12 protein-coding genes are annotated in these 12,834 nt (G+C 69.4%); 3 read left to right on the top strand and 9 right to left on the bottom strand.

From position 1 onward, the window contains the following. Positions 1-5: 5 nt before the first annotated feature. Together J2853_RS17035 and J2853_RS17030 are read right to left on the bottom strand one after the other, a co-directional pair. Positions 6-995, bottom strand: a complete 990-nt coding sequence (locus J2853_RS17035) for an ankyrin repeat domain-containing protein (protein ID WP_307559067.1) — start codon at positions 993-995, stop codon at positions 6-8. Further along, on the bottom strand, positions 992-1,696 hold the full coding sequence (locus J2853_RS17030) for an endonuclease V (protein ID WP_307559066.1): 705 nt from the start codon (positions 1,694-1,696) through the stop codon (positions 992-994). Before J2853_RS17030 ends, J2853_RS17035 begins: the two co-directional genes overlap by 4 nt. A gap of 207 nt (positions 1,697-1,903) precedes the next feature. Here J2853_RS17030 and J2853_RS17025 point away from each other — a divergent pair, with 207 nt between their 5' ends. Further along, the gene (locus tag J2853_RS17025; protein ID WP_307559064.1) at positions 1,904-2,200 is read left to right on the top strand and encodes an MTH1187 family thiamine-binding protein; all 297 of its coding nucleotides are present in this window, start codon (positions 1,904-1,906) and stop codon (positions 2,198-2,200) included. 272 nt (positions 2,201-2,472) lie between these two features. Here the strand turns inward: J2853_RS17025 and J2853_RS17020 are convergent, their stop codons facing one another. After that, positions 2,473-3,129 carry a pyridoxamine 5'-phosphate oxidase family protein gene (locus J2853_RS17020; RefSeq protein WP_307559062.1) on the bottom strand — a complete coding sequence of 219 codons (657 nt, stop codon included), beginning with the start codon at positions 3,127-3,129 and terminating at the stop codon, positions 2,473-2,475. Between the two features lie 559 nt (positions 3,130-3,688). Here J2853_RS17020 and J2853_RS17015 point away from each other — a divergent pair. After that, positions 3,689-4,825 (top strand): MBL fold metallo-hydrolase, encoded by a 1,137-nt coding sequence (locus J2853_RS17015; RefSeq protein WP_307559060.1) that lies wholly within the window; start codon positions 3,689-3,691, stop codon positions 4,823-4,825. A 168-nt stretch (positions 4,826-4,993) separates the two neighbouring features. Here J2853_RS17015 and J2853_RS17010 read toward each other — a convergent pair whose 3' ends face one another. Further along, a complete protein-coding gene (locus J2853_RS17010; RefSeq protein ID WP_307559059.1) occupies positions 4,994-7,624 on the bottom strand; it encodes a DUF4132 domain-containing protein in 2,631 nt (876 codons plus the stop codon). Between the two features lie 149 nt (positions 7,625-7,773). On the opposite strand from J2853_RS17010, the gene J2853_RS17005 reads away from it, so the two are divergent. Continuing rightward, positions 7,774-7,971, top strand: a complete 198-nt coding sequence (locus J2853_RS17005) for a hypothetical protein (protein ID WP_307559057.1) — start codon at positions 7,774-7,776, stop codon at positions 7,969-7,971. A 43-nt stretch (positions 7,972-8,014) separates the two neighbouring features. Here the strand turns inward: J2853_RS17005 and J2853_RS17000 are convergent, their stop codons facing one another. From J2853_RS17000 to J2853_RS16980, 5 genes are all read right to left on the bottom strand, one after another. Beyond that, a complete protein-coding gene (locus J2853_RS17000; RefSeq protein WP_307559055.1) occupies positions 8,015-8,572 on the bottom strand; it encodes a nucleotidyltransferase domain-containing protein in 558 nt (185 codons plus the stop codon). Next, the gene (locus J2853_RS16995; protein WP_307559053.1) at positions 8,569-9,177 is read right to left on the bottom strand and encodes a nucleotidyltransferase domain-containing protein; all 609 of its coding nucleotides are present in this window, start codon (positions 9,175-9,177) and stop codon (positions 8,569-8,571) included. Before J2853_RS16995 ends, J2853_RS17000 begins: the two co-directional genes overlap by 4 nt. Positions 9,178-9,344: 167 nt before the next feature. Beyond that, positions 9,345-10,541: an acyltransferase family protein gene (locus tag J2853_RS16990; RefSeq protein ID WP_307559051.1), complete on the bottom strand. Its 1,197-nt coding sequence runs from the start codon at positions 10,539-10,541 to the stop codon at positions 9,345-9,347. Positions 10,542-10,604: 63 nt separating this feature from the next. Further along, positions 10,605-11,138, bottom strand: a complete 534-nt coding sequence (locus tag J2853_RS16985; protein ID WP_307559049.1) for an NUDIX hydrolase — start codon at positions 11,136-11,138, stop codon at positions 10,605-10,607. A gap of 20 nt (positions 11,139-11,158) precedes the next feature. Next, entirely contained in the window at positions 11,159-12,691 is a 1,533-nt protein-coding gene (locus tag J2853_RS16980) for a hypothetical protein (protein ID WP_307559047.1), read from the bottom strand. Positions 12,692-12,834 lie beyond the last annotated feature (143 nt).

Raw genomic sequence — 12,834 nt, 5'->3', positions numbered from 1 at the left:
TGACTCTATCGACCCAAGCCTTCGCTCAGAAGCCGAACCGGGACGAGTCTCATCGGAGCGCTCCACAGCCACTCTTCGGTGATGTAGGTGGCGGTCAGCAGCGTCATCAGGGCCAGCGCGCGCTCGATCGCGGTGGAGGGGTGCGCGCCGCGGTCGCCGAAACGGCACATCCACACCTCGAACAGGCTGTTGTCGCTGAGCTGCTCGTGAACCGAGGGCCGCGCGACGGCGAAGCCGTCCCGCCAGATGTCGACCGAGGGACTGGCGGACGGGAACGCCCCGGCCAGGATCCCGCCGCCGGTGGTGACCATCCGGCCGACGCCGTCGTGCACCGGCAGGATGCCGCCGCTCTGGAAGAGCACGACCCCGCCCCCCGGCGGGCTGGCGATCCGCAGGACCTCGACGGGGGAGCTCTGCTCCGCCTTCCACAACTCGGTGGGATCCACCGGCGGGCAGAGCTCCGGCGCGGCGCCCAGGCGCCGGATGATCTCGTCCTCGTCCACTCCGCCGACGAAGGCGACGCAGAGGTCCTCGTTGTAGGTCTCGTAGGAGAACATCATCTCGTCGACGGTGTCCTGAAGCTCGCGCAGCCGAGGGCTGACGCGGGGGGCTCCGGGAAGGTGGACGAACAGGTCGGCGAGCTCGGTGAACATCGCCTGGACACCAGGGGAGCGTCCGGCGATGCACGGCCGCCAGGGATCGGCGCCCGCGTCGAGGAGAGCCTGGACGGCGGCGTCCTGACCGTGCCGTACGGCCTCCCACAGAGGGGTGGCGCCGTCGCCGTCGATCGGGTCCACCGCGGCCCCCGAGTCCAGGAGCAGCTCGATCACCTGGACCGCTCCCTCCTGGGCGGCCTGGTGCAGCGGCGTCGAGCGCAGCCAGGGCAGCAGCCGGCCGGGATCCAGCCCGTCTGCCAGCCGTTCGCGGATCTGGGCCAGATTGCTGTCACGCCATGCGCCGATGTCCTCGGCCCACTCGTCGTCGCCCACGGTCATCCCATCTTCTTGCGCTGATCAGATCCAACCAGGAGCGAACGACAGTCTTCGATCAGAGCCCGGCGTGACAGACGGTCGGAGACGCGGGTGGTCTCCGGCAGACGGTAGCGGGGGGTCAGATTGAGGACGTTGTGGCAGGCCGTGTCGAGGTCGACGCGGTGCCCGACGGAGACGAAGACGGGTTTGACCCCCCGCTGGGTGCGGAGAACCCGTCCGACGACCTCGCCGTCCAGCGTCAGGTCGGTCCAGGATCCCCGCTCGGGGGCGGGGTCGGGGTAGGCGCCGACGAAGGTCGTCTTGCCGACGCCGATCGTGGGCAGCCCGGTGAGCACACCCAGATGGCAGGCGAGGCCGAAGCGGCGGGGATGGGCCAGGCCGTACCCGTCGCAGACGATCAGCTCGGGGGTGACGGTCAGGCGGTCCAGGGCTTCGAGCAGGGCGGGGATCTCACGGAAGGCGAGGAGGCCGGGGACGTAGTCGAAGGTCACCCGCCCGCCGACGGTGACCTCCTCGACGGTCTCCAGCGTCGTGCCGTCCAGCACGGCCACCGCGGCGGCCAGCCGTTCCCCCCGGTATGCCACGTCCACCCCCGCGACCCTGGAGGGCCGGCGAGGGCCGGGACCCGTGAGGTCGAGCAGTGATCTGAGCTCGTCCTGAATGGCCTCGGCCTCTAGGACAGTACGTGGCGTTCGTACCTTCATGTCTCTATGATCGCCATTTTGGGTCACGGCGTTATATCGCAGGAATGTCCGGCTGTTTTTGCCATGGCCGGTGAAGCCGTGGAGGAAGGGGCGTGAGTTCGGCGCGCGGGTCGGTTCGCGCGGGTTCCGGCTCACCTCGCCCTGCTTGCCTGTTGATTTGAAGAGAACTTAGGGTGCGTGGACAGATCTTCGGGGAAAGGGCCGTCCATGTCAGTTCTCGTAGCGTTCAGCGTGACTCCGATCGGCGCGGGGGAGGACGTCGGCGAACTCGTCGCCGAGGCCGTGCGGGTGGTCCGCGCGTCGGGCCTGCCGAACCGGACCGACGCCATGTTCACCACGGTCGAGGGGGAGTGGGACGAGGTCATGGCCGTGGTCAAGGACGCGGTCGCGGCGGTCGAGGCCCGCTGCGGGCGGGTCAGCCTCGTTCTCAAGGCCGACATCCGGGGCGGGCAGGAGGGCAGGCTGGACGCCAAGGTCGCCACCATCGAAAGGCACCTCGCCTGACGGCGCCGGCGGCGTTCACGCCGATCCCGCGAACCGGACCACCGGAGGGACGCTTCCAGCCGGCGCCGCCGTGCGCTCCCCGGCCGTCGCGGTACGCCGTGAGCGGTTGGCCACCCGGGCCGCTCCCTACCGGGTGGCCCAGGCGCCGCCTCTCGTGAGCGAGTCCGGCCACCCGGGCCGGGCTCGCCCTCGTGAAGCCGCCCGGCCACCCGGGGGCCCCTTCCCGCCGTCGCGGCGGATCCGGGTCGCCCCCTCGGCGGCGGACGGTCGCGTCAGGAGCCGATGATGCGGTGGCCGGTGATTCGTTGCGCGGCGATCCTGACGTAGAGCTCGCGCTCGTCACCCGCTCGGAAGTCCACACCCGGCCCCGTCACCGCAGGCAGTTCCTCTTCGGTGACGGGGTGGACGGGACCCTGGATGAGCACGCTCCATCCTTCCTGCTCGGCCTCGTCGATCTGGTCCACCTCGAAACCGATCGTGATGTCGGCGTCCTGGAGACCGTCACGCAGGTCCTGGTCCATCGGGCCGCCGGCCTGGGTGCGGAAGACGACCGCCCCGTCGTGCACCATGTAGTCGACCGGGAGCACGGTCGGTCCGGGCACGTCGGCGAAGGCGATCCTGCCGGTCCCGCCGGGAGCGATGAGGTGCATGCACTCGGCCGGGTCGAGCTCTTGCGAGGCGGGCCTGTCGTGGCCGGGAGGCTGGGGCACGTCACCGGCGATGAGGTCTCCGCGCGTGGTCTCCAAGGCGTCGGCGAGATGGGACAGGGCGCCTTCGGTCACGCCGACGGGATTCTCCTCGATGTAGTCGACCGACCCCGGGGGGATGCCCGTGCGTTTGTCGAGTTCCTCACGCGTCAGGCCGAGCCGTTCGCGGTGGAAGGCGACACGCGGGCCGAGGTCACCGGACTCGGGTGTTGTCTCGGACATCGGCACTCCCTGCTTTTCGTGGATGGCGGTACGACTCGTGTTTCGGGTGATCTCGGCGGGCGTCGGCTACGTCAAGGCCGATCGCCCGTATCACCAAGTGTTCGCCTTGGCCGGGTGGTCCGACATGGAATGCCGGTAAGGAAGCTGTCACCGAACACTCCCGATGGCTTCTGAGCAGGTCCGTAAAGCGCCAAGAACGGCTTTCTCAATCTTTTTGGATTTCCGAGACACCTTCGGATATGTGCCCAATATTGAGGAGGATTCCGCTGTTCGTATCCGACGACGATTCGGCGCCCGTCGTCTCCCGCGAAACAGCCGGATGTCCGGGGGCGCTTTCCGCCGGTGATCCACGGGTGGAGCCGGGTCGTCACGGCACCGCCGGACACCTCCGGCATCGAGCCCCCACATCGATCGAGCTCCCACATCCTGAGACCGCGAAGGTCGCGTCCCGGATCGGCGTCGCCCGGCACGTCAGCGGGCATCTCGCCCACAGCGAAACGGGAACACCTCCGGAGCAGGGATCGTTTGCCTGAGCGGGCGACTTCAGGAGCGTGGGCCGATGGCGGCAGGCAGATCGATCGGACGTGTCCTCGTGGGCGGGCTGGCGCTGGCCGCCGCGGGATGGGCGCTGAGGAACATTCCGGCGGAGCTGGGCGGCCGGGCCGAGGGAGAGCGGCTGGAGCGGATGCGCCGCTCGCCGCAGTTTCATGACGGCGTCTTCCGCAATTCCCTGCCCGGAGCCGTCGCGCCGTCGATGGAGAGCGCGCCGGCCGTCCTGCTGAACATGATCCTCAACGCGGAGGAGCGCCGCCCGTCCGTGCCGGTTCCCCTGGTGACCTCTCCGGCCGTCGCGCCGTCCGCGACGGGGTTGAGCGTCGTCTGGTACGGCCACGCCACCACGCTGGTGGAGATCGAGGGCCGCCGCGTGCTCATCGACCCGGTGTGGAGCCGTCGGGCCTCGCCGACGCAGCTGGCCGGTCCGCGACGCCTGCATCCGCTGCCGGTGCCGCTGAGCGGCCTTCCCTCGCTCGACGCGATCGTGATCTCGCACGACCACTACGACCATCTCGACCGCGCGACGGTTCGCGCGCTCACCGCCATGCAGGCGGCGCCGTTCCTGGTGCCGCTGGGGATCGGCGCCCACCTGGAGCGCTGGGGCGTGCCCGCCTCACGGATCATCGAGCTCGACTGGGACGAGGAGGCGAGCGTCGCCGGCCTGCGGTTCGTCGCCACCGCCGCCAGGCACTTCTCGGGACGCACCTTCACCCGTAACACGACCCTGTGGGGCTCCTGGGTGATCGCGGGCAAGGACAAGCGGGTCTTCTACGCGGGCGACTCCGGATATTTCGACGGCTACGCCGGAATCGGCGCCGCGCACGGCCCCTTCGATCTCACCCTCATGCCGATCGGCGCGTACAGCCCCGCCTGGCCCGACATCCACATGAACCCGGAGGAGGCGGTCAACGCCCACCTCGACCTGGGCGGCGAGCTGCTCCTCCCGGTCCACTGGGCGACCTTCGCGCTCGCCATGCACCCGTGGGCCGAACCCGTCGACCGCCTGTGGCGCGAGGCCAAGGCCCGCGACGTCCGCCTGGCGATCCCCCGCCCTGGCGATCGCATCGACACCGGCGACGCGCCCCTGGTGGACAGCTGGTGGGAGCTGCTCCACGGCGGGGAGACCGGCCGATCGCGATAGGCGCCGGACCGGCCGGGACTCCGGCCGGTGGGTACGGACGACAAGGTGGCGCCGAGCCCGCGTCGCGCGCCCGGGCCGCGTCGAGAGGCACGGGCGAAGCCGGCTGTGACCGGCGACTGTCGTGCGTGGCCTCGGACACCTGAGCGGGCGACGCGGTTCGGGATCGGGTCAGCCCTTGATCTGGTGGGTGATGGACGGGTCGGTGATGGCGGTGTCGTCGGCGAGCAGGAACGCCTTGGACATGATGACCGCGAGCATGCCGCCGTCTTCCTCGAACGGCAGGAAGACCTGGTCGAACGAGCCCCGGGGGACGATGCACAGGTAGGCGTCGTTGGGCTCCATCAGGATGTTGCCCGATCCCAGGTGGATCCTGTAGGTGCGGAGGTCTCCGCGGACCCTCAGGAAACGCTCGGTGAGCTCGACCCGGTCGGAGATGCGCAGGCGGGGGAGCAGCCGGGTCAGGGCGTCGCGGCGGACCTCGGCGCTCTCGGTGAGGTCACCGAAGTTGTAGGACTGCCAGTAGTCGCCCTGTCCCTGGGGATCGAGACCGACGGAGGAGACGCCGACGGCGAGGTCGGCGTCCCGCATGATCTCTGACAGGACCAGCGGCGGCACCTCGGTGAGAGGGACGGACTCCCGCGGTTCCACGCCGGTGCGGTCGAACCGGATCGGTTCGCTGACACAGGACGAGGCCGGAGTGCCGTAACCGTCGGTCTCCCAGGAGCCCCACGGCAGGTGCATGTTCCAGCGCGCCCGCCAGCCGGGGACCTCCTTGACGGCCTCGCCCTGCTCCGAGCCGCCCGCCGCGTCCCAGTGGCCGAGTGAGAGCCCGGTCCAGCCGCGCTCGGACAGCAGAGCCTTGGCCTGGCCGTACCGCAGCACATGGCCCGCGAAGCGGTTGGAGAACGTCCCTGTCTGCTCCTCGGCCGGGGTGAGCAGATAGACCTCGCGAAAGGCCTGCTTGAACGGCTGCCGCAGCCCGATCTCCAGAAGGTGGTCGCGCCAGCTCCGGACCTCCTCGACGGCCGCCTCGATGGGATGCCAGAGCTGCATCGGGGTTTCGGCCCGGGGCTGGATCCGGCGGCCGAGCGGATCGGTGAGCTCCCAGCCCTCGGCGGTCCTGACCGGGATCCCGGCGGGGCCCTGCAGGATCTTCCAGATCAGCCGCCTGCCGTGGACGCCGGTGACGGGGTGGTCGAGGAAGAACTCCTCGACCTGGTTCCAGCGCCAGAGCCGGTCTTCTGCGAGTGCCCGCTCGACGCGGAGTCGTTCGGCGGGCAGGGTCTTGCGCATCTCCGCGAGAGTGCCCCTGAACTCGGCGACCAGCGCGCCATGACTCTCTCTGACCGCTTTCGGCGCGGACTTGACGGCCTTCCCCGCCGGGTTGAGAAAGGTCAGCGTCGGGGTGCCCGTCTCGGTCAACGCCAGACGAAGGACGTGCTCGCCGGCTTTCTCCTCCCGGACTCCGTCGGGGCCGAGCCCGAACGTCGGCACGGTCCGGTCGAGCAGTTGCTCGCGGTTCAGACCGGCCTGCGCGGCCACCGCGTCCAGTATCTGTGCGACCTTCGCCAGGATCGACCTTCGCCTGACCTTGGTCTGGAGCCGGGCAAGCGGAGCCACCACCTCCAGGCCGCCGCGTTTGGCCAGCACGCCCAGGGCGGCGTTGGCGAGCATCTCGCTGCGCGGATTGGGCCCCGACCCGCCGATTCCGGTGCCCGCCGCCAGGGCGATCTCACCCAGCAGCGGGACCACCCACGGCTCGTCGATCAGCTCGCACGTCCACACCATGCCGCGCAGCGGGGTGGCGGTGCGCGGGTGCAGATATGTCGTCACGGTCCGCTCGTAGTCGCCGTACCGATGCAGGGTCGTCGTCTCCCGATAGGCGGGCAGCCGGCCCAACATCTCCCGGATGAGCGCGGCGGCGTCCGGAGTGAGAAGGGTGGCGGCCCGCCGGAGCCAGGTGGCACTGGGGCGGGCGGGGGTGGCGGTGATCCAGTGATGCAGCAAGGGGAGTGTCTGCGGGCCGCCGAGGCGCACGCCGTACTCGGCGGTCATCAGAGTGGCGAAGCCGTCGCCCTTGCCGACCAGGCAGGTGGCGGCCTTTATGGGGTCGTCCTCTGAGTGCTCGGCGAGGAGGACGTCCAGGTTGAGTTTGTCCTGCGAGTTGAACCATCCACGGCACCTGTTCAGGAGCTCCTGGACCTGGCGCATCAGGGGGAGATGGCGGCGCTGTGCCTCGTGGGAGAGCTTTCTGGTGACGGCCAGCGGGAGGACCAGCGGGGACCCGGGGTCGCGGTCGAACAGGATCGGCTCGACCGAGGCCTGCCAGAGCAGCTCGATCTCGTCACCGGTCCAGGCGAGTTTCCGCTCGGCGACGCGCAGGGCCAGCGATACCGGATCGCGAAGGTGGTCACGCTCGCGGGTGTGGGACAGGTTCGTCCGCAGCTGCGCCCACACTCCCATCGCGCGCCACTGCGCGTCGCCGATATCGGGCCCGAGCACGGAGACGACCTTCTCGGTGAAGGGCTGCACGTGCCATTGCCGCTCTGGCACGTAGAGCTCGTCGAGCCGGGCGAACACGTCCACGCGGGTCTGGTCGATGTCGTCACTGAGCCAGCCGAGCTGCTCGGGGGAGAGCTCGTCGAGGAGACCCAAGCCGCTCTTCGCGGCTGGGGCGAGCCCGGCGAGCGGGGGCACCGGATCGGCGGCGGGGTCGATCCGCTCGGACAGGTCCGGTGGTGTGGACCCCTCCGGTGGCCTGCCGCCGGCAGTCTTGTCCCGGAAAGTGTCCTGAGTCATCGGTGATCTCCAGCGGTAGGGGGTGCCCTACGACTATCAGCCGGCTCCGACAAAACACCGGAGGAAGCGCTCATCCAGGCGAAGGCCGACGCCCCCTTCCCTGTGGGACGGGGGCGTCATACGCTCGATCCGACGCCTGGGAGGAGCCCATGGATACGGCCAAACGCCGCGCCTGGGCCTGGACGTGCGGCAGTCTCGCCGTCCTGGGCGCACTGGTCGCGGTGATGGGATGGGGTCTGTCGCCGGCTGTTTTCGCCCGCTATCTGAACCTCCTCGGTGGCGTGGTGCTCGTGGCCTCGCTCTTGAACCTGCTCGCGATTCTCGCCGCCTCTAAACCCGAACGGTGATCGTGCCTTACCCATGGGAGTTCCCCTGCGGGGAGGAGGCCGATCACCGGGAGTCTTCCGGCGAGGCGCGGACCGACAGGCGGGTGCGGACGACGAGATCGTGGAGGACCGAGGCCGAGGTCGTGGTCTCGGGAAGCCGGGAGACGTCCCTGGCCCCCTCTAGCTCCGCGGTGAGGCCGGCGACGTCGTGCGCCAGCCGTACCCGGTCCGGCGCGTCACCGGGCAACAGGCCGTGCTCGGCGACACGTTTGGCGGCGATCAGCTCCTGGTGGACCGGGGAGGTGGTCACCACCAGCGGGGAGAGCAGTTGCTCCAGCACGTAACCGTTGCGGCGTAGCAGTAGGCGGCAGAACTTGGCCAGGTCGTGGGTGACCAGGTCCACCTCGACGCCGTGCCGTACCCAGGAACGGGTGAGGGTCTCCTCGCCCGTGCTCAGGCCGATCACCTCTTCGAGCGGCAGCAGGTGCACGCCGCGCAGGTCGACGTCGGAGTCGGACGAGGGGAAGCCGTACAGGTGCGCGCCGCTGACCGTGGCGAAGGCCGCCGGGTGCTCCTGCTCGGCCGGGATCTCGGCCAGCCAGGCGGGCAGGGTGACGGTCACAGGGCGGCCTCTCTCGTGTTGATCAGGTATTCCTCCACGCGCCGCCGGTCGGGCTCGGCGGGCAGCGCGCCCGGGTCGTCGAAGCTCGTGACCAGTTCGGAGCGCCAGCGGGTGACCTCGTCCCAGGAAAGCTCTCCCCGTCGTACGGCGAGCAGCCGGTCGCGATGGGCGTCCACCCGGACCAGGGGCTCGCCGTGGCGGGCCAGGTGCAGGCCGCTGAGCAGCAGCCGGATCATGTGCATGGCCTGCTTCCACCGGGGGCGCTCGGGATTCAGGCGGCGGAACTGGGCGTCGGCGTATCCGACGAAGGTCCGGTGGGCGCGACCGGACAGGAAGGCGTGCCGGATGGAGAGCAGTTCCTCGCCCGCCGGAGTGGTGTGCTCGACGACCGGCGACCACAGGCACTCCAGGATCGTCGGGTTGGCCTCCAGCGCGAGCCCGCAGAAGCGCTCGACCTCCCAGGAGAACTGCTCGGGCAGCGGTCCCTCGACGTGGGTGGGCGGCTTGGCCAGCCGCCAGAACGACCGGGTCGGCGCCACGAAGACACCGCGCCGGTCGACGTCGGACTCCTCGGTCTCCAGGCCGTAGGCCCGCGAACCGACCACCACCGACAATATGGAGTGAGGCGGGAGGCACCGTGTTTGCATCCGCACAGACTGCCAGGCCGGTGCGCGTTCGCGACACGGGGTTTCCGGCGCGGCCGTCCCCCTGGCCGCGCCGGTCACCCGGTCGGCTCAGGAGCGGCCATGGCCGGGAGCGGGCCGCACCGGCCTCATCTGTCGCCTGACGCGAGGCGCTTGCCCAGCCGTTGTGCCGGAGTCTCCACGAAACGCCAGGTCAGCGCGCTGAGTCCGAGCAGCAGCCCCACTACGCCCGCCAGAGCAACCAGTCGCAGACCCAGCGGCGCGGACAGCGGCTCGGGCCAGAACCGCTGGACGCTTTCCAGCAGCAGCGGGTGAAGCAGGTAGATCGAGTAGCTGACCAACCCCAGCCAGGCCAGAGCTCGCGGCGCATTCCGATGCCGCAGCGCCATCCCGGCGGCGAAGGTGATCCAGGCGGCGGCCATGGCCGTCTGCAGGCCGAACTCGTCGCGCGCCAGCCAGATCCCGGCCAGCGGCACCAGGACCACCCATCCGGCCTGTCTCCAGGAGATCTCGCTCTGCTCAGCCCGATACAGCGCCGTGCCGGCGAACATGGTGGCCAGGATCAGCAGCCCCTGCCAAGGGCCGGGATAGCCCTGATTGACCATCAACAACCCCAGCACGGTGACCCCGATGACGATCGCGCCCGCCTGCCGTACCGCGCCTGAGCCCTTGAGCACGGCGGCCAGGCCCACCGCCACCAGCGCGGTCACCAGCAGCGTGACCGTCAGCATCCGGCCCGACCCGCCGGCCGACAACAGCGTGACCGGCAGCGCGCCCGCGCCCAGCACGGCCACCGCGGCGAAGCCGAGCGCCGCCGTGGTGCTCCTCCGGTTCACGCCGAAGGTGAACATCACGGTCAGCAGCAGGTAGAAGGCCATCTCATACGACAGCGTCCACAGCACGTTGACCAGGTTCGGCATGTACAGCAGGTTCTGCAGCATCGTCAGATGACCCAGCGCCAGGGAAACCGGCCGGGAACCCCACCAGAGGTGCAGGTCGTCCCAGCCCACCGCCACCAGCAGAGCCATGCCCGCCACGCATACACCGAACAGCGGGTACAACCGGAAGAAACGAGAGATCCAGAAGGCCCGCACGCTACCTCGCCGCTCCAGCGACGCGGGCACGATGTAGCCGCTGACCAAGAAGAACACCATCACCCCGTACCAGCCCGGCTCGAAGACCGCCTTGACCGGCTGCCGCGCCTCGGGGAGCAGCGGCTCGAGCGCGTGCTCCACGACCACCACCAGAGCGGCGATGCCACGCAGGGCGTCGAGCCATGCCAGGCGGCGCCTGGTTTGCTGCGGTGCTTCCTGAATTGTCGGCATTCGGCTCATGCTAGCGATCAACGTCTGCAGGCCGGGGCGCGATTAAGGGGTTCGTGGCCTCCTTCAAACGTGGGGCGGTTCGAAGACGCCCTTCGCATCGGCAAGGGCCAGTGCGGCCAGGGTCATTCCGTCTTCCAGCTCGTTCGCGGCTGCCATGGCCCGCAGCTCATGCAGCGGGACCCATCGCGACGCGGCGACCTCCCGCCTGTCCTGAGGGCGGCCGGAGGGATCGGCGACCTCCGCGAGCATGATCGCCACGCGACTCGCCAGCAATCCCGAGTCAGGAGTCTGCATGCCCAGGAGGCGTACTTTCGCGGCCTCGACGCCGAGTTCCTGCCGGAGCTCGGCCCGCGCTGTCACTTCAGGGTCCGGATGCCGTCCGAAGCCGCGAGGCAGGCCCCACTGCCATGCCCCCAGCGGGTAACGGTAGGTGTACACGAGCCCGACCGACCCGGCGTGGACGGGCAGAATCACGACACCGGGGCCGGTCCCCACGTGAACGATTCTCAGGTAGCAACCCTGCGCGCCGTCAGGGAACTCCACCTCGTCATCGAAGACCTCGACGAACCGGTTGGCGTAGGCGCGCACTTCGCGCACACGGCGTATAGGTCGCCGCGTCACGCGGTCGTCCCCCTCGACGTGCTGCCCCTTACCTCGAGCACCGTTCCCAATGCCTTGCGGTGCATGGCGAACCGCCTCCCACGCTGGGTGACCGCCCTACCCCCCTCGGCAAGCTCCGGGGCTATTGTGAGCAGCCCCGCTGTCAGGATCGCGGGCACGATCGGCATCTGTACCATGGTCGTCAACCCGACGCCGGCCCCGCCCCAGGTGCCCTTGTGGACGAGTCGCATCCACCAGGTCGACGCCCCTCCACCCCCGCCGCTCGACGCCGGTACAACGTCGGCACCACGGCCGAGAATCCTGCTTACACACTTGACGTGAGCGGCCAGAGCTCTCTCAGCCGCGACGACATCCTCGCTGTCGAGCGCGGCGTTCAGCTTGTCCAGCCCATTCCAGAAGTCCGATCGGGCACCGCCTCTCTCTCCTCGGCACGCGCGCTGTTGAAACAGTGCGGCCAGGCCCTCCTCCACATGGCTCCTCAGCTCCTTGACCTCCTCGCCGGGCGACGGCCCGTCGCCGGTCCAAGCCTCGAACACCGAACCTTCTTTGCCCTGCGGTATCGACACGGTCAGTCCTTCTGTCGCCGCCGCGTAGCCCGCCCAGGCGAGCTTCTGGGCGATACCCCTCGCATGGAGCCGCTCGTTGCCGAGAGTCAGCTCGGTGGAGAAGGTCACGGGGGCGATGCCGATGGAATCCGCGACGATCATGTTGTAGAGCGTGTCCACGAACTCGATCACCAGGTCCAGCCGTTCCCGGCCGATGATCTCCTCTGGCGTGCGTCTCTCCGGGTCGGCGGGCCAGGGTTCGAGAGCTCGTAGCAGGCTACGTTGGCTGAGCAGCCCGCTGCGTCGCGGGTCGAGCCGGCGGATGGCGCCGGTCAGGTCCTCGTGCACTTCCTTGGCCTGCCCGCTGAACCAATGAGCCGTCTGGGCCGAATCGTCAACGAAGTGGTTGAGCAGTTCCGCGAGCCGGGCCTGCCCGGGCCGAGGGCGGGCGGGAACTCTGGGGAGGTTCTGGAAATTCCTTTCGACACACTTCAGCGCCTGAGCGCGTTCGTCTCCTATCCAGCCGCTCTGACACAGCTGTTCGAGCCTGGTGATTCCGGCTACCTGGCCGGCGGGCAGGGTGCGCAACTCCGGTAGCAGTGAGCTCACGAACGGGTTTTCGCGATCGTGGACACGGGTGAGCATGCGGGTCACCGCGTCGTTGTAGGTGCTCGCGTTGTAAAGGTGGAGTCGGAAGGGATGTTCGTCCTTGGCCGCCGAACCCGCCAGGTCGCGGGCACGGAACACGGTCTTCGCCACCCGCAGGAAACTCCACGAGTCAAAGGCGTAGGACTGTGGGACCACAATGTCGCGGCCCAGCGCCAGCGTCAGAAGCACTTCGAGAAGAACCTCCAGTTCGTGAAGCTCACGTCGTTGTTCTTCTTCGGCAGAGCCGACCGCGGTCGAAGCGAGCCAGGGTGTCCGGACCGAATCGAGAGACTCCAGGTACTGATAGCCGGTCAAACGCGGCGTGGTCATGTGCATTGCCCTCCCGTGGTCGTGTGCGTCGTCTCGCCTCCGTTCGGAATACCCAGATCTGGAGACGGGCGCACGGGCCGATCCGCGAGCCGGTGCCGTCTCCACCACCGTCGACGGCCGCCGGGTCGTGACCGAGGCCGAATCGCACG

Origin of the sequence: Streptosporangium lutulentum, from assembly GCF_030811455.1 — a bacterium.
Classification (GTDB): Bacteria; Actinomycetota; Actinomycetes; order Streptosporangiales; family Streptosporangiaceae; genus Streptosporangium; species Streptosporangium lutulentum.
This window is presented reverse-complemented; position numbering and strand designations above follow the sequence as displayed.

Bases quoted from the DNA above. Each gene is read 5' to 3' on its own strand.
- J2853_RS17025 (WP_307559064.1), top strand. From the start codon at position 1,904: ATGTCAGTTCTCGTAGCGTTCAGCGTGACTCCGATCGGCGCGGGGGAG.
- J2853_RS17030 (WP_307559066.1), bottom strand. From the start codon at position 1,696: ATGAAGGTACGAACGCCACGTACTGTCCTAGAGGCCGAGGCCATTCAG.
- J2853_RS16980 (WP_307559047.1), bottom strand. From the start codon at position 12,691: ATGCACATGACCACGCCGCGTTTGACCGGCTATCAGTACCTGGAGTCT.
- J2853_RS17015 (WP_307559060.1), top strand. From the start codon at position 3,689: ATGGCGGCAGGCAGATCGATCGGACGTGTCCTCGTGGGCGGGCTGGCG.
- J2853_RS17020 (WP_307559062.1), bottom strand. From the start codon at position 3,129: ATGTCCGAGACAACACCCGAGTCCGGTGACCTCGGCCCGCGTGTCGCC.
- J2853_RS17005 (WP_307559057.1), top strand. From the start codon at position 7,774: ATGGATACGGCCAAACGCCGCGCCTGGGCCTGGACGTGCGGCAGTCTC.
- J2853_RS16990 (WP_307559051.1), bottom strand. From the start codon at position 10,541: ATGCCGACAATTCAGGAAGCACCGCAGCAAACCAGGCGCCGCCTGGCA.
- J2853_RS17035 (WP_307559067.1), bottom strand. From the start codon at position 995: ATGACCGTGGGCGACGACGAGTGGGCCGAGGACATCGGCGCATGGCGT.
- J2853_RS17010 (WP_307559059.1), bottom strand. From the start codon at position 7,624: ATGACTCAGGACACTTTCCGGGACAAGACTGCCGGCGGCAGGCCACCG.